Below are 20,969 nucleotides of genomic sequence, written 5' to 3'. Positions count from 1 at the left end.
CTGCCTTGAGCCTGCATGGTTTCAATAGTAATACGGGAAGGCGCTGAAGTCGGCCGGGCGCCGCTCCAGGAAAGAATCGCGCCCCTCGCGCGCCTCGGCGGTGCCATAGGCCAGCCGAGTGGCCTCACCGGCGAACATTTGCATCCCCGCCAGCCCGTCGTCCAACGCGTTAAACGCAAACTTCAACATGCGCACAGCCTGGGGGGATTTCCCGGCAATCGTCAGCGCCCATTCCCAGCCCACTCGTTCCAAATCCCGGTGTGCCACCGCGCGGTTGACCACCCCCCAACGCGCGGCCGTTTCCGCGTCATAGGTTTCGGCCAGGAAGAAAATCTCGCGGGCGCGTTTATCCCCGACTTGCCGCGCCAGCAACCCCGAGCCATAGCCCGCATCAAAAGATCCCACATTCGCATCGACTTGTTTGAACCGCGCGTGTTCGCGCGAAGCCAGCGCCAGGTCGCACACCATCACCAGCGAGTGTCCCCCACCGGCCGCCCACCCGTTGACCAGCGCAATCACCGGTTTTGGGGTGGCGCGTATCAGGCGTTGTACCTCTAGGATGTGCAGCCTGCCGTATCGCCCGGCGGCATCGCGCGGGTCGGTTTCGTACCGGTCGCCTTTGCTTGTCTCTCCTGCGTTCGGGTCACCTGTCCGCAAGTCGGTTGGGTATCGGCCGGCTGTGCTCGCCTTAGCTCCGACTGCATGAGGTGCCATCTGGGATTGCACGTCGCCCTCTTGAATTGTGCGCTGGCCTTGGTTTTCGGGAATATAGCCAGAATTGTCGCTGGCACCTAATGAACCCGCGCCCATATCCGCACCACCGCTGCCGCCCTTCGGCACGGTGACGTGGTATTGGTATCCGTCCCGGCCACGAACCCGCTGGTCGCCGCCGCTGCAAAAGGCATAGCCGCCGTCCGCCGCCGGTCCGTTGCCGGTCAGCAGCACGGCCGCTACCGAGGCGGTTTGGCGTGCGTGGTCGAGGCAACGGTAGAGTTGGTCGACGGTCTGGGGGCGGAAGGCATTGCGCACTTCGGGTCGGTTGAAAGCCACTCGCACCACCGGAGCGGGGCTCCCATCAGGCATAATACCCCGGTGATAGGTCACATCCGTGAGTCCCGTCAGCCCGACTTCCCGCCACCTGGCAGCCTCAAAAACATCCGAAATCATGTTCTCACTCTATCCTGCCCGGCCGCAGCAAACCGCCTAAAATCCCAATAAGCACCTCATGAATAGGAAAACGTCCCGGCAGCCAACAACTCCACCCAGGTCTGGCCCGGCGCCAACACAATCGGGGCTCCCGACACGTCGGTCAAAACCAGCGGGGAACCCACCGAATCCTTCGACCACTTCGCGTCCATGATTTTCCCGCCGGTCGCCACATAGGCCTGGCCGCCACCTTCCATCACAGTTTCCGGCACCGGGAAACCGGCGGAATCCAGCGCGTTCGTGGCCACAGTAGTGGTGCGCACCACCACGACATTATCGGCCTGCAGCGGCACCCCGGAGCGTGCCGTCGAGGCCACACCCTCATCGACGCGCTGCCACTTCGAGCCATTCCAGTCGAAGCGCGCGTGGGCGGCCGGGAAATTCACCACCAGCTGTTTCGCCTCCACCCCGGTTGACACGGCGCTAGGTGTTTCCCCGGATTTGGCGAATTCAAAGATTTTCTCGGGCTCGGTCGTGTCGGCCGCGCCGTTGGCCGCGCCGTTGGCCGCGTTACTGGCACTATCCGCGCCGCCCGCCCCGGTTGCGCCCGCGCCGCCGAATTTCCCCAGCAAGGCCGGAATCGACAGGTACAGGTTATGCGGCATCCACCGCCACTGCACCCGATACGACGCCCCCATCGCCTGGTCCTCGTTGAAACCACGCAAACCCTCGTCACGCACCCGCTGTTCAAACTGGGGCACTCCCCCGGAATAAACCAACCACGCTCTGAAAGGCGCCGCAATCGCGGGATCCATGGGACGCACGGATCGCACCGGCCCGATTTCCTCTGGCTGCTGGGAATGGAAAATCGCGTTGTACCGGGTCACCCCGCCTTCCACCAATTCCTCGAAAACAATATCGGCGGCCTCCAGCCCGGATTGCGGGCGTGCCGCACTGGTGTTCTCGATTTTCACCGCCACTGCCTGGCGTGCCCGCGCCCCGGCGTTCGCGGGGCGCTCCAAGCCAGTTAGAGGCCAGGTTTCGGGCTGTGGAACTTGCGTCGGCACCGGCGTACTCGCAGCCGGTGCCGCACTTTTGCCGGGTGCAGAGTTCACGCATCCGCTTAAACCCGCCGCGTTTACAAGTCCACAAAGAACCCCAATAACCGCTAGAATCTTCTTAGGACTAGCTGTTGTGCTGTGCCGGTCAGGTTCCGTTTGCCCTGTGGCGGCGGTATTCTCCCGGATAACGACCATGGAATAAACTGTAGCGCTTGCGAAAGGTGAAAAGGGTGAGTGACACGTCAAGGCGAGGGGTTCCCGTTCGATTCCGCATCATGCCGGGAGGGACTAACCCCGCCGCAGTGGTCAGCCTCGCGGAGGTTCTGGCCACGTTGATAGAACCGCATCTGACCGCCGATGAACGCCGTATCCGCGAGGGTCTGCCGGTTGTCGATGACTACGACTGGGGCTACCCCCAGGGTGACACGGAGGGTTCCGTTGACCCCGATTCCGCCGGGGTTCATGAGGCGCCATCCGCAAACACCGCTCTGCCCGCCGCCGCCCCGCCTTCCCCAGTTCCAGGGATGGCAGCATCTGGGGATTCCAGCGCGGATTCCGAACTGGCACCTCGTGAACCGGAAAACCCCGGCGAAACCAATACCGCCACCCCCGCAGTGGTGCCCCCTGAAACCCGCGAAACCCCCGCAACCGGCACCCCGCGTGTCAAAGAAATCCTGGTGCCCATCACCCCCGGAACTAGCCCTGACCAGGCCAAACGAGATATACAGCGGCGACTGAAAGGACCCCTGCCGGCGCGCTGCGACTTGATTATGCAAACCTCGGGTTCGCAAACCGGCACCGGACACCTGGTGGCGATTTCCGCTGCCGCACTGGTGTCATCGGCGCGCTCCACCCTGGCGATGATAGGTGAAGGCCGCTGGATTTTGGCGCTGCCGGTCAACCACATCGGCGGGCTGCAAGTGTTGACGCGCTCGCTGATAGCCGGCACGAAGCCCGTAATCGTCGATACAACCAGCGGGTTTAACCCCAAACAGCTGGTGCGCGCGGTCGAACGCGCCACCAGCGACCCCGGGATACCGGCCTATATTTCCCTGGTGCCCACCCAGGTGTCGCGCATCCTGGACGAAGGCGGCGAACCAGTCGAGGCGCTGGCGAAACTGCACACAATCCTGGTTGGCGGGGCGGCTTTCACCACGTTCCTGGCCGACCGGGCAAAAGCGGCAGGGTGGCATGTGGTAGAGACCTATGGCATGACCGAGACCTGTGGCGGCTGCGTATACGACGGGATGCCGCTGGTTGGCACGCAGGTGTCCACCGTGGGCGACACCGTATGGATAACCGGCACGACATTGATGGAAGACTACCTGGAAATCCCCGCCCCCGGCGAGGAAACCCCCTGGATTCAGATGGGACCGCGGCGCTGGTTTAAGACCTCGGATACGGGTCGGATGGAAGGGCCGCGGCTGATTATTCAAGGCCGAACCGATGATGTGATTAACACCGGCGGGGTCAAGGTTCACGCTTCGGCCGTCGAGGAAGCCGCATTGACGGTGCCGGGAGTCGGGCGGATATGTGTAGTTGGTTTGCCGGATGCCCGCTGGGGCGAACTAGTCACCGCGCTGGTCGTGCCCGGACAGGATGTAGATGTGGATTTATTGGCTCCCCTGATGGGTTCACCGGCCTCGCTGGGGGTGCGCGGAGCGGACGGCCAACGGGTCGAACCGGATTCCCTGGCGGCGCGGATTCGCACTGCGGTAGGCGCCGAGTTGGGGGCGGCTCACGCGCCACGCGTGATTATTATTGTGCAGCAGCTGCCGTTGTTGGGGCCGGGCAAGGTCGACCGTCACGAAGCCGCCGCGATTGCGCAGCGCGAACTGAGGGCGGGGCGCGCCTGGGTGAGGTAGGTCTGTTTTTGCTTGTCCCGGCGGGTTCATGAGGTGCTTGTCTGAGACGCTCGGCTGCTAGGGGTGCGCGCACGAGAGGCGAAGGGGGAAGTTTCCCCCGCTCGAGCTGCTGGCGCAGCTCGAGCTCCCCCTCAGCCTCTCGTTTGCGTCGCACTCCCTAAGCAGCCTTCGCTTACGCCGTTTCACCCCGACGAGCACCTTCGCTAGGCTCGCATCTACCCGCCGGGAAAGCGACAAAACAGACTCGGGGAACACTTAATAAGGAAGCGGCCAGCCTGGGTAGGCTGGCCGCGATTTCCTTAATCGTCCTTCTTGTTATTCCACAGCTTCTCCTTTATCAGGATTACTGCTAGAATCGAAGGAGGTAAGAAAATCAGAATCTGGATGAAGGTGCTCATCTGAATATCCTTTCCTTAAAGCCCCGGCTGCGACCGGGGCTTTGACTTTATGTCAAGGCTTTCGCCCTGACATAGTCAGGGTGTCTCCCTGGCCTCACCAGGATACCGGCTCTGGTTCGAGACATAAAACCTGTTTCCACAGCCTGTGGAAAACCAGATTTTACCCTGTTGCACCAACCAAAAACCCCAAAATAAGACACATAAAATGTTACTTAACCCCCGTCCGCGCGTAAGCAGCGACGGCGCTCGTGAGGGCGAAAAGCGACACACCCAAGCAAGCACCTCATGAACCCGAGGGGACAACGAGCAAGGCACGGCGGTTTAGGCTAGGATATTGGGCGTGGGAAGGGCGATTCTGTTTATTCTGATGGTGGCGCTGATGCTCTATGCGCTGGTGGATTGTATTCGTACCCCACGCGACATGATGCCGGCGAAACTGCCGAAGGCGCTGTGGCTGCTGGTGGTTATGCTGTTCAGTCCGATTGGGCCGATTGCGTGGATTATCGTGTCGCGGGTCACCGCCGCCGAAGAAAAGGGCGGACGATTCGAACCGACCGTGTGGTCAAGTAAGGATTCCGTACAGGTCAGATTCGGGAAGGAAAAACCCGCCGCCCCGCAAACCCCCGACGACGACCCCGAATTTCTAGAATCCCTGGAACAGCGAATTCGCGACAAACGCCGGGAAGAATACCAGCGCCAACAGCGCGAAGCCGAAGAAGAACAGTTTAGGGGGCGCCGGCAGGGCGAAACCCGTGAAGGTGGAGCGGCCGGAGACTTCAACGCGAACCCCCACCCGGGCAAAACAAACCCGAATCCGCACGGCGGATACCCGGATTCTGCGCACCCAACGGAACCGGATGATGCCACGGCGACAGGCGAAAACCCCGATAGGCCTGAAGACCCTGAACAGTAACAGCCGGGATTTTGGGTGTCCGTAGTTTTTCGGGCAAGCGCCTCATGAATCCGCACCACTTTACCCCACCGACACGCGTGACAAATTCAGGAAAAAATGCCCCTCACAGGCGAATAAACCGCCAGCCTATCCCAAATTTTCCTGAAATTACCACCAGACACGGTCACGGAACCACCGGAACACTGCGGTTTTGGCAACGAAACCAAAGTTGCTAGGCCTGGTTGATTTCCGCCTGGGCGGCCTCGTTTAGCTCGTGAATAGTGGCCTGGGCACGCTGGCGTTCCGCCTCGGCCGCCTCGCGGACTTGCTGCTCATGAGTGCGCCGATCAACCACCACCGCCTCGCCGGTGCGGTCGTCACGCCCATCGCGGTCGCGGTCACGTTTACGGCGCAACAAATCGGCCGGCGGCGTATCACTAGGACGCAAGAACACGTCAATCCACACCGTGCGCGGGTCAGAATCCACGAAAATCGCCTTGATAAACAGGGTCATCGGCACGGAAACCACCGCCCCCAACGGCCCCAACACCGCCGACCACACCATCAAAGACAGGAAAGAAATCGTCGGATTCAAACCCACCGCTGAGCCAGCGAAACGCGGCTGGACAAAATTGAACACCACCGTGGAAATCACGATGAAACTGACAGCCACCCCGATTGCCGGACCAACACCCTGGGTCACCAACACCATCAAAACGGGGGGAATCATGGAAATAATGAAACCCACCGCCGGGATATAGTTCGCCACGAAAGCCAGAATCCCCCAGGTCAAGGGCGAGGGCACCTCGAAAATATACATGACAATGATGTCCAAAACCGCCACCCCGGCACCAAAAAACGTGGCCATCAGGAAGTACATGCGCGCCCCCCGGGCAAACTTGCGCAACGAAATCGCCAAACCTGGCGCGTAAGTCGCCAATTCGGCGGCACGGCGCCGCATCACCACCAGGTCGCCAACCAGGAAAATCGCCAGCATCGTGAAATAGAACATGGTGGTTCCCGCGCTGCCCAGCGAATTAGCCAAGCTCCCGGCATAGCTTGTCACCCGCCCCAGGTCAACCCGCTGAGCCGGGCTGGTCACCGAAGACATGTCGATGTTGAAACGGTCACCGAGCCTTTCCAACAGGTGGATACTGTCTTGATAGAGTATCTGGAATTTGCGTTGGTAGCGCGGCAGTTCCGTGGTCACGGCGGTGAGTGCGCCAGCTATCATCCCAGTCACGCCCAACATGACAGCAAACATCAACACAATGTTCAACAAGGCAGCCAACGCGGCGGGAACCTTGCGGCGAATCAACCACTGGGACACCGGATGCAGCGTCAACGCCATACACAACGCCAGGAAGGCGGGGGTGAACACCGGGGCAATAATCCACAGCCCGGCCACCACTGCGAAAGTGCCGGCCAGCGCCAAGGCGTAACGCATCCCTGCCGGCCAGGCCGCGAGCCCGGTTTCATGCAGCAACGCGGCGGTTGCAGCGGGGTTCGCGGGGTCGCCGGTTTCTGTGGTTAGTCCGCTGGTCGCGAGGTTGCCCTGTTCCAGGTTTCTTTTGGAGGTTTCATGAGGTGCCAGTCGCCGCCCCCGCACGGCTTTCGCCGCCTTCCCGACTGTCCCAATCAATAGTCCAAGCCTGCCCTTTATTTCCATAGTCTCAACTGTATCGCACTGGGTCTAAATATCCATTGACATATAAGCGCTTTGCTAGGATAATAGCCTGGATAAACCCCCATGTCACAGGCTTATCTCGATATCAAGCATTCTCAATAAGTTCCTTATGCGTCCATGACCAGAAAGGCATTCCAGCGAAGCAGCTGGATAATCGGATGGCGCCTCATGAAAAGTGCGACGCGCGAGCCGAAACCCGCGCGCCGCACTTGCTAGCGTTTAGCGAAACTAAACCCCAAACGGAAAATCAATACTCGCGTCCGAGAAATCCGTTAAATCCCCAAAGCCAATCGTGTCGCTGTACGGCAGCTGCGCCATCAATGCTTCACGACCCTTTTCAGAGGGGTTGATTTCCACGTTGCGATAACGCACCAAGCCGGTTCCGGCGGGAATCAGTTTGCCCAGGATGACGTTTTCCTTCAACCCAGACAGCGGGTCGTCGGTGCCGTTCATCGCGGCCTCGGTCAACACGCGGGTGGTTTCCTGGAAGGACGCGGCCGACAGCCACGAATCCGTAGCCAGCGAAGCCTTGGTAATACCCATCAACTCCGGGCGAGCCGAAGCCGGCTGTTTGCCCTGCTCCACCATGCGGCGGTTTTCGGACAAGAACCGCGCCTGATCCACCAACTCGCCAGGCAGGAAGCTGGTGTCACCGACTTCCTCCAGGACGGTCACGCGACGCAACATCTGACGCACAATAACCTCGATGTGCTTGGCGTGAATATCCACACCCTGGGAATGGTACACCTGCTGTACCTCGTTGACCAGGGCTTTCTGGGTGGCCTGCTGGCCTTTGACGCGCAACAGCTTCTTTAAGTCCACCGGACCTTCGGTCAGCTTCTGGCCGACCTCTACCTGGTCGCCCTCGGCCACCAGCAGTTTCTGGCGCCGGGAAACCTCTATCACCAGGTCGTCCTTGCCATCATCGCGCACAATAATGACTTCCCGGGCACCCGCCGGGTCGTCGTTAATCTTAACACGTCCTGCGGCTTCGGTAATCGCAGCCTCACCCTTGGGGGTGCGGGCTTCGAACAGCTCCTGGACACGCGGCAAACCCTGGGTAATATCGGAACCCGACTGAGCACCACCAGTGTGGAAGGTACGCATCGTCAACTGGGTACCCGGCTCGCCAATGGACTGAGCCGCGATAATCCCTACGGCTTCGCCGATATCCACGCGCTTGCCAGTAGCCAGGGAACGTCCGTAACAGGCCGCACAGGTTCCGACCGGAGCCTCGCAGGTCAACACGGAACGTACGGTAATCTCAGTGATACCGGCACGCAATAGTTTGCGTATCGCCACGTCACCGACATCTTCCCCGGCGGTCAGCACGACTTCGCCGTTCTCGTTGACGGCGTCGCGCGCCAAAGTACGGGCAAAAGCGGTAGTTTCCACCAGTTCGTCGGGTTCCACCACACCGTCATCGTTGCGATGCCCGATGACAATCTTTAGACCCTTGCGGGTGCCGCAGTTGGCTTCGCGAATAATCACGTCCTGGGACACGTCAACCAAACGCCGCGTCAAATACCCGGATTCTGCCGTACGCAAAGCCGTGTCCGCCAGACCTTTGCGCGCGCCGTGGGTCGCGATGAAGTACTCTAACACGGACAGGCCTTCGCGGTAGTTCGACTTGATGGGGCGCTCAATCAGGCGCTGTTTCGGGTCGGACACCAGGCCGCGCATACCGGCAATCTGGCGAATCTGGGACCAGTTACCACGCGCCCCGGACTTAACCATGCGATAGACGGTGTTTCGTTCGGGGAAGTTTTCCTCCATCGCTTGGGCGACTTCATTAGTTGCGGTCTCCCATAGCTTGATGAGTCCCGAATAGCGGTCTTCCTCGGTGATAGCACCCAGGTCGTAGTCGGATTGAATATCGGCCGCCATGTTCTCGTACTTTTCCAAGATTTCCGGCTTCGCGGACGGCGGCACGATATCCGTGAAGGAAATCGTAATCCCCGACCACGTCGACCAGTGGAAACCAAAGGACTTCAACGCGTCCAAGGAAACCTCGATTTCAGCTTTGGTGTAAAGCTCGGCCAGGTCGTTGACGATTTTACCCAGTTCTTTCTTGGCCACCACGTAGTTTACGAAAGGATATTCGCGGGGCAGGGCATCGTTGAAAATCACGCGCCCCAGCGAGGTTTCCAGTTGGAATCGATCCCCGGGCTGCCAGCCTTCGGGCATCTCCATGCCTTCGGGGGGGACATCGCCGGGTTCCATACGAATGACACAGGTTTCTTGCAGCGCCAAATCGTCGTTGTCATAGGCTTGACGGGCTTCGGCGGGGGAAGTGTAGTACTTCAACACCCGGTTGCCGTCCGCGTCGAACTTCGGGTTATGCACCATCGTCGGGTCTTCATCCGAGGTCAGGTGATAGATACCAATAATCATGTCCTGGGAAGGCATGGTCACGGGTCGTCCGTCGGAAGGCTTCAAGATGTTGTTCGAAGACAACATCAACACCCGGGCTTCGGCTTGGGCTTCAGCTGACAGGGGCACGTGCACCGCCATCTGATCCCCGTCGAAGTCCGCGTTGAACGCGCCACACACCAGGGGATGCAGCTGAATCGCACGGCCTTCCACCAACAGCGGCTCGAAAGCCTGGATGCCCAAGCGGTGCAGGGTAGGGGCACGGTTCAGCAACACCGGGTGGTTGGTAATCGCCTGATCCAACACATCCCAGACCTCGCTGGATCCGCGTTCCACCATACGCTTGGCGGCCTTCACATTCTGGGCGGTGCCGTTCTTGACCAGCACCTTCATCACAAAGGGCTTGAACAGTTCCAACGCCATTTCCTTGGGCAGACCACACTGGTGCAACTTCAACTGCGGCCCAACCACGATTACGGAACGCCCGGAATAATCCACGCGCTTCCCCAACAGGTTTTGGCGGAAACGCCCCTGCTTACCTTTGAGCATGTCAGACAGGGACTTCAGGGCACGGTTGCCCGGCCCGGTAACGGGACGCCCGCGACGCCCATTATCAAACAGGGCATCAACGGATTCTTGCAACATGCGTTTTTCGTTGTTGACAATAATGTCCGGGGCGCTGAGGTCTTGCAATCGCCGCAAACGGTTGTTGCGGTTGATAACCCGGCGGTACAGGTCATTCAAATCAGAGGTGGCGAAACGCCCGCCATCCAGCTGTACCATGGGACGCAAATCCGGGGGGATAACCGGAATCGAATCTAACACCATCGCGGAGGCCGGCTTCCCGGTCTTCAAGAAAGCATTAATCACTTTCAAACGCTTCAAAGCGCGGGTTTTTTGCTGGCCAGTCTTGGATTCCACGATTTCTTTCAGATACTGGGCTTCGCCTTCCAAGTCAAAGGCTTCCAGACGGTCTTTCACGGCCTGGGCGCCCATCCCGCCCTTGAAATACGTGCCGTAAAGCGCGTACATCTCGCGATAGACCACCTCGTTACCTTCCAAGTCCCCGACCTTCAGGGTCTTGAAACGCTCCCAGACTTCGTCATGGAGTTTCAAATCGGTTTCCGCCTGGTGGCGAATCGCGCGCATCTCTTTTTCCCCAGCACGCTTGACCTTGTCGATATCAGATTTCTCGGCGCCTTCTTTCTCTAAGGCCGCCATGTCTTCTTCCATCTTCTGGGCACGTTTTTCGATGTCAATGTCGCGGTTCTTTTCAATCTGTGAACGTGCCAAATCGGATTCTTTTTGCATATCTGCCAAATCCTTATGGCGGCGTTCCTCGTCCACCCAGGTAATCATGTAAGCGGCAAAGTAAATCACCTTTTCCAAGTCCTTGGGTGCCAGGTTCAGCAAATATCCCAACCGTGACGGTACCCCTTTGAAATACCAAATATGGGTAACCGGAGCCGCCAAACGAATATGCCCCATCCGTTCACGGCGCACTTTGGAGCGGGTTACCTCTACCCCACACTCGGGACAAACGGTGTCCTTGTAGCGGACGTGTTTGTTCTTGCCACACGCGCATTCCCAGTCCTTGGTGGGACCGAAAATTCGTTCGTCGAACAAGCCATCTTTCTCGGGTTTCAAGGTGCGGTAGTTGATGGTCTCGGGTTTTTGTACTTCGCCGTGAGACCAGCTGTTGATGTCTTCTTCGGTAGCCAGACCGATGTGCAGGGCTGCAAATTTATTCGCGTCTATCATTGTTTTTCTTCCTTCTATCGGTCGTCCTTAGATTTCTTCCATGCTCAACACCATGCCGGGTGCGTTGGGGCGTTTCGACAGGTCGAAGCCCAGTTTCGCGGCTCCACGAGAGGCTTCATCAGCATCGTCGCGCATATCCAAGGGGTGCCCGTCAAAGTCCAAAACCTCGACATTCAAACACAGCGAGCGCATTTCTTGCATCAACACGCGGAAAGACTCGGGGATGCCGGGCTGCGGCAAATCCTCGCCACGTACGATGGCCTCGTAAACCTTCACGCGGCCTTGCACATCGTCGGACTTGACAGTCAAGATTTCCTGCAAAGCATAGGCAGCTCCGTAAGCTTCTAGTGCCCACACCTCCATCTCGCCGAAACGCTGGCCACCGAACTGGGCTTTACCACCCAAAGGCTGCTGGGTAATCATCGAGTACGGACCGGTGGAACGGGCGTGAATCTTGTCGTCTACCAAGTGGTGAAGCTTCAGCATGTACTTGTAGCCCACCGCGATACGGTACGGGAAGGGTTCGCCGGAACGTCCGTCAAACAACTGTGCTTTGCCGTTTTCGTCAATCAGCTGGTGGTCAAATTTATCGCGCACCCGCGTGCTTTGCAGCATCCCAGTAATCACGTCGGCCTCGGCTCCGTCAAACACAGGGGTGGCGACATGCTGGCCAGGCTCGGCGGTGGGCAGCGGCACATGCTTGGCCCACTGCTCGCCAGATTCCAGCGCTTTCGTAATGTCCCAGCCTTCGTGGGCAATCCAGCCCAGGTGGAACTCCAGTACCTGGCCGATATTCATACGTCCAGGCACACCCATCGGGTTCAAAATAATATCCACCGGGGTGCCGTCCTCGAGGAATGGCATGTCTTCGACCGGCAGAATCTTCGAGATACATCCCTTGTTGCCGTGACGACCCGACATCTTGTCGCCTACGGTTATCTTGCGGCGCTGGGCGACATAGACGCGCACCATATGGTTGACCCCGGGTGCCAACTCGGAATCTTCGTCTTCGTCGGTGAACTCTTTGACGGCAATCACAATCCCGGATTCACCGTGGGGCACCCGCAGCGAAGTGTCGCGGGCTTCCTTGGCTTTTTCGCCCAGAATCGCACGCAACAGGCGTTCCTCACTGGTCAGTTCGGTTTCGCCCTTCGGGGTAATCTTGCCCACCAGAATGTCCCCGGCGTGAACCTCGGCTCCCACGCGAATAATTCCCCGGTCGTCCAAGTCTTTACGGGCGGCTTCGGACACATTGGGAATGTCGCGGGTGATTTCCTCGGGTCCTAGCTTCGTGTCACGGGCATCAATCTCGTGTTCTTCGATGTGAATCGAAGTCAGCAAGTCTTCGGATACCACCCGCTGGGACAAGATGATCGCGTCCTCGTAGTTCAAGCCTTCCCAGGACATGTAGGCTACCAACAGGTTCTTGCCTAAAGCCATCTCGCCTTGGTCGGTGGCCGGCCCGTCAGCAATCACGTCGCCAACTTCCAGGCGCTGGCCTTCATCAACCAAAACCTGCTGGTTGTAACAGTTACCCTGGTTGGAACGCTGGAATTTCTCCAGCTTATAATTATCCACTCGACCGGCATCGGTTTGTATCTTGACCAAATCGGCGCTGACCTCGGTGACAACCCCGGCGTTCTTGGCTACAACCACGTCGCCGGCATCAACCGCCGCGCGTTTTTCAATGCCGGTTCCCACCAAGGGAGCCTCCGTACGCAGCAAAGGCACGGCCTGGCGCTGCATGTTCGCCCCCATCAGAGCGCGGTTGGCATCGTCGTGTTCCAGGAAGGGAATCATGGCGGTCGCAACCGACACCATCTGGCGGGCGGACACGTCCATCAAGTCCACTTCTTCCGGGCTGACCAACACCGGATCCCCACCGGTAGAGCGACACAGGACTTCCTTTTCCACAAAGTGGTTATCATCGGTCAAAGTGGCCGAGGCCTGGGCGATATTCAAGCCTTCCTCGTCGTCGGCGGTGATGTAGTGAATCTCGTCGGTGACCACGCCATCGCGCACCACGCGATACGGGGTTTCCACGAAGCCAAAGGGGTTAATCCGCGCGAATGTCGCCAGCGATCCAATCAGACCAATGTTGGGACCTTCCGGGGTTTCCACGGGGCACATGCGTCCGTAGTGTGAGGGGTGCACGTCACGGACTTCCATGCCGGCTCGGTCACGGGACAAGCCACCCGGCCCCAGGGCGGACAGGCGTCGCTTGTGGGTCAAACCGGCCAGGGGGTTGTTCTGATCCATGAACTGGGAAAGCTGCGAGGTACCGAAGAATTCCTTTATCGCCGCCACTACGGGGCGGATGTTAATCAAGGATTTCGGCACAATGGCTTCCATGTCCTGGGTAGACATGCGTTCGCGCACCACCCGTTCCATCCGGGACATGCCGGTACGGAACTGGAGTTGAATCAGTTCGCCCACGGCGCGCACCCGGCGGTTGCCAAAGTGGTCGATATCGTCGGTTTTCACCTTAACATCGAGTGCCTCACCCGCCGCGCCTTTAATGGACACCACGTCCATGCCTTCACGCAAAGCCAACAGGTAGCGGAAGGCCGCCACCATGTCGGTCAGGCTCAAGGTGCGTTGATCCATCTCGTGGGCGACCCCAAGTTTCTTGTTAATCTTGTAGCGTCCCACTTCGGCCAGGTCGTAGCGCTTGGGGTTGGTATAGAAGTTATGCAGCAATGCCCGTCCAGCTTCGGCGCTAGGGGGCTCACCGGGACGAATTTTGCGGTAAATATCTTCCAGGGCTTGTTCCTGGGTTTCAATCGGCCCGTCTTTTTCTAGGGTTTCCAGCATCATCGGGAAATCCGCGAAGGCTTCGCGAATCTCGGCGGTGCTCATCCCCATGGCTTTCAAGAAAATCGTGGCGGATTGTTTACGTTTGCGGTCAATACGCACCCCGACGGAATCACGCTTGTCGATTTCGAATTCCAGCCACGCCCCGCGCGAGGGAATCACCTTGCCCAGGTAAATATCGCGATCCGAGGTCTTGTCGGCGGTTTTCTCGAAGTACACCCCGGGGGAGCGCACCAGCTGGGACACGACCACCCGCTCGGTGCCGTTGATAATGAACGTACCGCGCGGGGTCATCAGGGGGAAGTTCCCCAGGAACACGGTTTGGTTCTTAATCTCGCCGGTTTCGTTCATGATGAACTCGGCTTCGACGCACAGCGGCGCGTCATAGGTCAAGTCCTTGTCGCGGCATTCGTCGATGGTATAGGGCGCGTCTTCCAGTGTGTAGCTGTTAAAAGACAGGCTCATGGTGCCGCCGGCATCCTCGATGGGCGACATCTCATTCAGGACTTCTTGCAGCCCCGAGACGGTGGGAACGTGCTTCCCTTCCCCGCTGGCAGCGGCTTCAACACGTTGTTTCCACGCGTCGTTGCCCAGGAACCAGTCGAAGGATTCGGTTTGTAGCGCCAACAAGTTCGGCGCGGTCATGGGTTCTTTGATTTGAGCGAATGAAACCCTAAATGGGGTTTCGACAGTTTTAGGCGAGCTGGCCAAGGTTTCCTCTTCCCTTTTTCTTGAATTGGGCGCGCACCGGCGTTAACTCGCTGGCCCCTCGTCGTCGCACTGGCGGGGTAAACCTTGCGCATTACCGGTAAAACCCCAGGTCACAGGCCGCATCGGACACAGCAAACGCAAACACTCAAGCTATCACAAAGTTGCGGGGTTGCGCAAGTCGCCCAGCTCACGCTGTTTTGCACGGGTTATTGAGTTTTGCGCTCCGCGATTCAATACGTGGCGTTGCTGTTACCGATTCCACCATTGCAGTATCGGGATTGACGGAAATCGTCAATTGAAAAGCGTCAGGATTGTTAATGTGCCTCACGACGAGGTCTTTTTCAGCCACACTGACATTGGCATAGGACGGACTGCGATAGGGGTCTGCCAGGATTTTCAGTTCTCGAAGACTCAAATCTTTTCCGCTTCGAGCCTTTTCTCGAATTTGGTTAAATTCGGGGTCTCCAGAAGCTGGCGATGCCACCTCGAGAGCCGTAGTGAATCCGAGAGTAAACAAGCAGGCTGCCAGGATGCCTATTATCGCCACCAGACCCCGTCGTTTACTGGTACTTGTAATCATTTTCATATCCTTCGATAGTAACTTTGTCCAAGCAATCGCAGTTAACTCCAAATTGCCAACCGTCATTTCGTAACACCGTACCATGACCAGCTTTCAATCCAATCGGTTTTATCCAGTAATGGACGGATAATTACCCTGCTAACGTATTCAACCTGGCAAAGCTCCTGTTCAGAAACTTGCTAGATTTCATCAACAACGCGCGAATTTGCCAGAATGTACTTACAATTATCTGCGGACATCCAACCGTGCGCTACCTCCCGACTTCGCTACGCGTCTATTTAATACTCCCGGCCGTGAGTCCCCCAATCAAGCGTTTCTCTATCAAGGCAAACATAATAATCACCGGGACAATCGCGATCACCGAGGTGGTGAACATGAACTGCCATTCGCGCACATACAATCCCAGGAACCGCGGCATCGCCACGGTCAAGGACTGCAACTCGGCTTTCTGCACCAAAACGAAGGCCGCCGCGTATTCATTCCAAGGATTGATGAATACGAAAACCACGGCCGTAACAATCCCGGGTCATAGCCGCTTAATGCTAGGGCTGCGATGGCCGCGAACGCGCCGATAGTAGTAATGCGTTTCACGAGCGTTCCTTTCGGTTGTGGGTTTTCAGCTCCGGGTTTCGCGGTGGTTCCCGCCCATTCCTTCCTTGGGTTGTTCGGGGGCACAGGGTTTGCTCGTGGGTAAACTGTCCGCCTCCGTTGGCCGTCTTCCGCCCTTCTTTGGGGTTTCATGAGGTGCCATCGAGGACCCGCCATCACCGGAATATGATTTTTTCTAATCAAATGTGGGGGTTTTAAACAGGATTTTGAATTTTGGGGTTTTCGTGGGAAGCTCATGAGGTGCCATAAATAATCCTGGTCTCCGGTGTGACCCACACCGGAGACCAGTGACCAATATTCTTGGTTATGGACACGCGAGCAGTCTGCTAGAATGTTAGACCGGACAAAACCCCAGCTCAGAGCTGGTTTGGGATTTTCGCCTTCGGTGAAAATCCCCTTATGTGTCCGTAATCTTGATTATGGACACATAAGCACCTTATTGAACATGATTGATATCGAGATAAGCCTGCGAACAGTGGCTTTACCAAGCCCCATATCCTAGCAAAGTGCTTATGTGTCCGTAACCTCTAGCGACCAAAGAAACTCGTAAAGAGGGATTGGGGTTTGCGCTTATCCTCGGGACAAGTACACCACTGGTCAGCCGGAACCCGGGCTTTCACCGCCTCGATATGCATCCCACACCCCGTCCAAGTAGTTTTCCCACAATTCGCACATTTCACTGGTGAGCACATTTTTCTTTCCTTTCGTTGTCACTACCCGGGTTACATTTCCAGCACTACCCCAGGGTTTAAGAAATGGTAGGCAAATACGGTATTCACCCCACCAGACAATACTTTAGCATTAATTCCGTTTTGGCTCAGAATCCGCGACGCCAGCCAAGCATTCACCCCCGTGTCATCGCATAAATACACGCAATCACCTAATGAACCCACCGCACTCAAACCGGCCGCCACACTTGGGGAACTCGCCCCCGGGTTGGCACCTAATGAACCCGAGGCACCCGCGAGCCAAACGCGAATCTCGTCGAGCCGCCCGCGCAACTGCGTCAACGGAACACAACGCGCCCCCACCAGGTGCCCGGCACGAAACTCCGGCTCTTGGCGCACATCAACCACCAGCGCCCCGCCCGACACCAGCGCCTCGGCCTCGGCGGCATACCACAACGCCAGCCGCCCCGACAACACGTTTTGCGCCACATACCCCAAGAAATTCACCGGATCCTTGGCCGAACCATAGGGCGGAGAATACGCCAAATCCAAGTCAATCAAATCCGCCGCGCTCAGCCCGGCTCGCAAAGCCGTCGCAATCACGTCAATCCGCTTGTCCACACCATTCCCGCCGATGCCCTGGGCACCCAAAATCCGCCCCGAACCGGCCTCGAAGTGCAGCAATAGCTGCATCGGCTGGGCGCCCGGCAGGAAAGTCCCGTGGTCGGTAGGATGGGTGTGAATCGTGTGGAAATCCACCCCGGCGGCCGCTAGGGCATCCCGGTTCGCCCCAGTCTGAGCCACGGTCATAGATCCGACTCGGAAAATCGAGGTCGCCAGTGGACGCGGCAACGGGCGGGCGGACTCGGGGTCGACGATGAAATCCGCAATCAGTCGCCCAGCGCGGTTGGTCGGCCCGGCCAGCGCGACGGGTCGAGTCGCGCCGGTGGGAGCCGTGACCTGGGTCGCGGCGTCGCCCAGGGCGAATACGTCGGGCAAATTGGTGCGGCCGTGCGCGTCGATTTGCAGGTATCCGCGCTGGTCAGCGGCCACTCCGGCCGCAACGAAGGCCTCGGTATTCGGGGTGACTCCGGCGGCAAGCACTACCAGGTCGGCCGGGATTTCCGCGCCGGTGGACAGCTTCACTTGGAGCGCCGCGCCGGGTTCTTCGCCGGGGTTTGCCCCACCTGTGGCATCCAGATTGGTCGCGCCGCCCGGGTTGGTCGCGCCGCCTGCTTCGTCCACACTGACCGCGCCGCCCGGGTTGCCGGAAGCGCCCGGGTTGGGTGTTTCGGTTGGGTCAGCGTTTTCATGAGGCGCTTGCCCTTCGGCTGGCGCCTCATGAACCTCACCCCTACCACCACCAGCGGTGACGGGCGAGATGGATTCCACGCGCGTGTCGGCGAAAACTGCGATGCCCAGCGACCCGAGCGCGCCGGTGACCATATTCGCGATTTCACGGTCCAGCAGCGGCATAACGTGGGCGGCGCCCTCCACAATGGTGGTCTGCAGGCCGCGCTGCGCCAAGGCTTCGGCGGCTTCGATGCCGATGAAGCCCCCGCCGATAACCACGGCGGATTTCGCGGGCACCCCACCGCCAGTGCCCCCAGCGCCGCTCCCTTCGACCAGTTCCACCAGGTGGGTCACATCGTCGACAGTACGCAAGGGGTGCACACGCGGGGAATCCAGGCCGGGAATCGGGGGGCGCGCGGCACGGGCTCCGGGGGACAACACCAGGAAGTCATAGGATTCTTGGAATTCACGTCCGCCCGGGTCGCGAACCGTGACGGTTTTCGCGCTCGCATCCAAGCCGGTGACCTCGTGGTTGAGGCGCACGTCGAGGTTTAGTTTCGCTCGCAGTGCCTCGGAGGTATTCAACAGCAGCATTTCGCGCGAGGGAATTTCGCCGCCTAGATGATAGGGCAGCCCGCAGTTGGAAAACGAGGGATAGGAGCCTTTTTCAAAGACCACAATTTCTGCGTTTTCATCCAGGCGTCGGGCGCGTGCCGCGCAGGACAGTCCGCCGGCTACCCCGCCGACCACAACCAGTTTCATCATTGTTTCCTTTCCTTTGTCCAGACATTCACACCACCATAGCATGTTTCGTATTTCTCTGCCCAGCAATCGCTTCGGCGCTAGGGGTGCGCACTTTCCGTTTTCATGAGGTGCCACCGAAATCTAGGCCTAAATCTCCCGGCCCGGATCCCGCTCCCTATTGCCGAAAAACTCAGCGCCGCGCGCCGGCACGGTTTGGCGCCACGCTGGTTTCAGTTCCCGTCCTAGATTGAGGAACAGCGACGCGGCACGTCGCGATACCGCGTTGGGCGCGCGCCGGCACGTCAGCGGCGGCGCGGGAAGGCTGCGTAGGGAGTGCGACGCTAAGAGAGGCTGAGGGGGAGCTCGAGCTGCGCGAGCAGCTCGAGCGGGGGAAACCTCCCCCTTTCGCCTCTCGTGCGCGCACCCCTAGCAGCCGACCGCACGCCGGGCGAACCGCCGCCGAACCGCGTCGCCCCATAGCGCACCAAAGCTAGACTTCAATAACTTCAACCCCGTGTTGTGCCAAAGCCGCGCGATCCTCGGCGCTGACTGAATCGGTAATAATCTCGTCTACGAGGGAAAAGTCCGAAATCCGCGCCACCCCAACCGCCGTAAATTTCGAGGAATCCGCCACGACGGTGACTCGCGCGGCGGCGGCAAGGAAATCGGCGTTTATTTCAGCTTCCAGCAAATCGTCATTGAACAATCCGCGAGCCGAGTCAATGCTGACAACCCCCAAAAAGACTCGGTTCATCGCCAGGTTTTCTAAAATCACCCCCGACAGGTTGCCGACAATCTCGTAGGAATTCGGCCGCACGACCCCGCCGACCACGATTACTTTGATTTGCGGGCGTACCACCAGCTCGTTGGCGATATTCACCGCGTTGGTGACCAAGGTCAGACTTTCATGCTCGAAGGCCGAATCGGTGCTGACACGCAGCGCGATTTCGCGGGCGACTTCGGTAGAGGTGGTTCCCCCATTGACCCCGATTATGTCCCCGGGTTGCACCAGTTTCGCGGCGGCGCGGGCGAGTCTTTGTTTAACCCGCCCGTGATTGGCTTGTCGGTAACGCAGCGGTAAATCTCCGGATAGCGGGTTCGCTACCGCCCCACCGCGTACTCGGGTCACGAGTTGCTGGTTGGCGAGCCGGTCTAAGTCACGCCGGATGGTGGCGGCAGAAACTCCCAAAGCAGCTTCGAGCTGCTCGACCTTCGCGGAGCCCTGTTCCAGCACCGTGTCAAGGATTTTTGTCAATCGCGCGGATTGGCTTGTCATCGCTCTCCTTTTCGCCGCAACTTTGACTTCAGCCGAAGCCAAATATTTTACTGTTTCCTCAAGTTTTAGCCCGAAAATACCCCTCGCCCATGCTTTAAAATGTGCATAACTATTAATTCCAATCATTTTCGCGCACAAATCGAGCTGCTTAGTGGTAATTTTATTACGTAATCTCACCCTAAACTTTACCAGGAAGGACAACTCACTATGAGCATTACCGCCACTGAAATCGCCACCCAACCCGCCACTTGGAAGCGTGCCATCGAGATGTCGCCCTCCCTTGACCCCGATTTCTTTCCGCGCGCCGGCCAAAGCGTGGCCATGATTGGCTGTGGCACCTCGTGGTTTATGGCTCAAGCCTACTGCCGCGCCCGCGAGACAGCCGGTCTGGGTGTCAGCGATGCCTACACCGCCACCGAATTCCCGCTCACCCGCAAATACGACCTGGTTATTACCTTGTCTCGCTCGGGCACGACAACCGAGATTATTGACATCCTCAAAGCCTTACACGGTAAAACTCCGACGCGCCTGATTACGGCGGTTGGCAACGGTCCGGCCACCCCCTACACCGACAAAGAAGTCGTGCTGGATTTCGCCGATGAACAATCCGTGGTGCAAACCCGTTTCGCCACGACTGCCTTGGCGCTTATGCGCGCCAGTCTGGGCGAAGACCTGACCCCAGCTATCCGCGACTGTGAAGCCGCCACCACCGCCGATATCCCCCAGGCTTTCGTCACCGCCGACCAGTTCACTTTCCTGGGCACAGCGTGGACCTATGGCTTGGCCAACGAAGCGGCGCTAAAGATGCGCGAGGCCTCGCAGTCCTGGACAGAAGCCTATCCGGCGATGGAGTACCGCCACGGCCCGATTTCTATCGCCCAGCCCGGGCGCATCACCTGGATTTTCGGCCCCATCCCAACGGGTATGAGCGCGCAAATCGAAGCCACCGGCGCGACTTTGGTGCATCACGACTGGGATCCGATGGCTTCGTTGGTGCTGTTGCAGCGCGTCGCGGTGGCGCGCGCGGAGCATCGCGGGCTCAATCCCGACACCCCGCGTCACCTGACTCGTTCCGTTATCCTGTCCTAACG

Annotated in this window: 13 protein-coding genes; 3 read left to right on the top strand and 10 right to left on the bottom strand. The window is 58.7% G+C overall.

The genetic code is table 11. The features are described 5' to 3' along the window. Positions 1 to 21: 21 nt before the first annotated feature. Together HMPREF0577_RS00135 and HMPREF0577_RS00130 are read right to left on the bottom strand one after the other, a co-directional pair. The gene (locus HMPREF0577_RS00135) at positions 22 to 1,167 is read right to left on the bottom strand and encodes an enoyl-CoA hydratase-related protein (RefSeq protein ID WP_004011587.1); all 1,146 of its coding nucleotides are present in this window, start codon (positions 1,165 to 1,167) and stop codon (positions 22 to 24) included. A 56-nt stretch (positions 1,168 to 1,223) separates the two neighbouring features. Next, positions 1,224 to 2,261, bottom strand: a complete 1,038-nt coding sequence (locus tag HMPREF0577_RS00130) for a DUF3048 domain-containing protein (RefSeq protein ID WP_036342075.1) — start codon at positions 2,259 to 2,261, stop codon at positions 1,224 to 1,226. Between the two features lie 176 nt (positions 2,262 to 2,437). Here HMPREF0577_RS00130 and HMPREF0577_RS00125 point away from each other — a divergent pair, with 176 nt between their 5' ends. Beyond that, on the top strand, positions 2,438 to 4,072 hold the full coding sequence (locus HMPREF0577_RS00125; RefSeq protein WP_248613611.1) for an AMP-binding protein: 1,635 nt from the start codon (positions 2,438 to 2,440) through the stop codon (positions 4,070 to 4,072). Positions 4,073 to 4,810: 738 nt separating this feature from the next. After that, the gene (locus HMPREF0577_RS00120) at positions 4,811 to 5,383 is read left to right on the top strand and encodes a PLD nuclease N-terminal domain-containing protein (protein ID WP_036342073.1); all 573 of its coding nucleotides are present in this window, start codon (positions 4,811 to 4,813) and stop codon (positions 5,381 to 5,383) included. Positions 5,384 to 5,594: 211 nt separating this feature from the next. On the opposite strand, the gene HMPREF0577_RS00115 is transcribed toward HMPREF0577_RS00120, so the two are convergent. The 8 genes from HMPREF0577_RS00115 to HMPREF0577_RS00085 form a co-directional block, all read right to left on the bottom strand. After that, a complete protein-coding gene (locus HMPREF0577_RS00115; RefSeq protein WP_004011582.1) occupies positions 5,595 to 7,031 on the bottom strand; it encodes an AI-2E family transporter in 1,437 nt (478 codons plus the stop codon). Between the two features lie 246 nt (positions 7,032 to 7,277). Further along, entirely contained in the window at positions 7,278 to 11,183 is a 3,906-nt protein-coding gene (locus tag HMPREF0577_RS00110; protein WP_004011581.1) for a DNA-directed RNA polymerase subunit beta', read from the bottom strand. 27 nt (positions 11,184 to 11,210) lie between these two features. Next, the gene (gene rpoB, locus HMPREF0577_RS00105; protein ID WP_004015301.1) at positions 11,211 to 14,708 is read right to left on the bottom strand and encodes a DNA-directed RNA polymerase subunit beta; all 3,498 of its coding nucleotides are present in this window, start codon (positions 14,706 to 14,708) and stop codon (positions 11,211 to 11,213) included. A gap of 187 nt (positions 14,709 to 14,895) precedes the next feature. Then, entirely contained in the window at positions 14,896 to 15,288 is a 393-nt protein-coding gene (locus HMPREF0577_RS00100; RefSeq protein WP_248613610.1) for a hypothetical protein, read from the bottom strand. 274 nt (positions 15,289 to 15,562) lie between these two features. Next, positions 15,563 to 15,796 (bottom strand): ABC transporter permease family protein, encoded by a 234-nt coding sequence (locus tag HMPREF0577_RS00095; RefSeq protein WP_004011578.1) that lies wholly within the window; start codon positions 15,794 to 15,796, stop codon positions 15,563 to 15,565. A 628-nt stretch (positions 15,797 to 16,424) separates the two neighbouring features. Beyond that, on the bottom strand, positions 16,425 to 16,589 hold the full coding sequence (locus HMPREF0577_RS11515; protein ID WP_004016192.1) for a hypothetical protein: 165 nt from the start codon (positions 16,587 to 16,589) through the stop codon (positions 16,425 to 16,427). Positions 16,590 to 16,619: 30 nt separating this feature from the next. Further along, on the bottom strand, positions 16,620 to 18,620 hold the full coding sequence (locus HMPREF0577_RS00090) for an FAD-dependent oxidoreductase (RefSeq protein WP_248613699.1): 2,001 nt from the start codon (positions 18,618 to 18,620) through the stop codon (positions 16,620 to 16,622). A 472-nt stretch (positions 18,621 to 19,092) separates the two neighbouring features. Beyond that, positions 19,093 to 19,878 carry a DeoR/GlpR family DNA-binding transcription regulator gene (locus tag HMPREF0577_RS00085; protein WP_036342332.1) on the bottom strand — a complete coding sequence of 262 codons (786 nt, stop codon included), beginning with the start codon at positions 19,876 to 19,878 and terminating at the stop codon, positions 19,093 to 19,095. Positions 19,879 to 20,085: 207 nt separating this feature from the next. On the opposite strand from HMPREF0577_RS00085, the gene HMPREF0577_RS00080 reads away from it, so the two are divergent. Beyond that, a complete protein-coding gene (locus HMPREF0577_RS00080) occupies positions 20,086 to 20,967 on the top strand; it encodes an SIS domain-containing protein (RefSeq protein WP_004011571.1) in 882 nt (293 codons plus the stop codon). Positions 20,968 to 20,969: the final 2 nt, after the last annotated feature.

This window comes from Mobiluncus mulieris ATCC 35243 (genome assembly GCF_000160615.1).
Taxonomy (GTDB): Bacteria; Actinomycetota; Actinomycetes; order Actinomycetales; family Actinomycetaceae; genus Mobiluncus; species Mobiluncus mulieris.
This window is presented reverse-complemented; position numbering and strand designations above follow the sequence as displayed.

Bases quoted from the DNA above. Each gene is read 5' to 3' on its own strand.
- HMPREF0577_RS00090 (WP_248613699.1), bottom strand. From the start codon at position 18,620: ATGAAACTGGTTGTGGTCGGCGGGGTAGCCGGCGGACTGTCCTGCGCG.
- HMPREF0577_RS00080 (WP_004011571.1), top strand. From the start codon at position 20,086: ATGAGCATTACCGCCACTGAAATCGCCACCCAACCCGCCACTTGGAAG.
- HMPREF0577_RS00100 (WP_248613610.1), bottom strand. From the start codon at position 15,288: ATGATTACAAGTACCAGTAAACGACGGGGTCTGGTGGCGATAATAGGC.
- HMPREF0577_RS00110 (WP_004011581.1), bottom strand. From the start codon at position 11,183: ATGATAGACGCGAATAAATTTGCAGCCCTGCACATCGGTCTGGCTACC.
- HMPREF0577_RS00115 (WP_004011582.1), bottom strand. From the start codon at position 7,031: ATGGAAATAAAGGGCAGGCTTGGACTATTGATTGGGACAGTCGGGAAG.
- HMPREF0577_RS00135 (WP_004011587.1), bottom strand. From the start codon at position 1,167: ATGATTTCGGATGTTTTTGAGGCTGCCAGGTGGCGGGAAGTCGGGCTG.
- HMPREF0577_RS00085 (WP_036342332.1), bottom strand. From the start codon at position 19,878: ATGACAAGCCAATCCGCGCGATTGACAAAAATCCTTGACACGGTGCTG.
- HMPREF0577_RS11515 (WP_004016192.1), bottom strand. From the start codon at position 16,589: ATGTGCTCACCAGTGAAATGTGCGAATTGTGGGAAAACTACTTGGACG.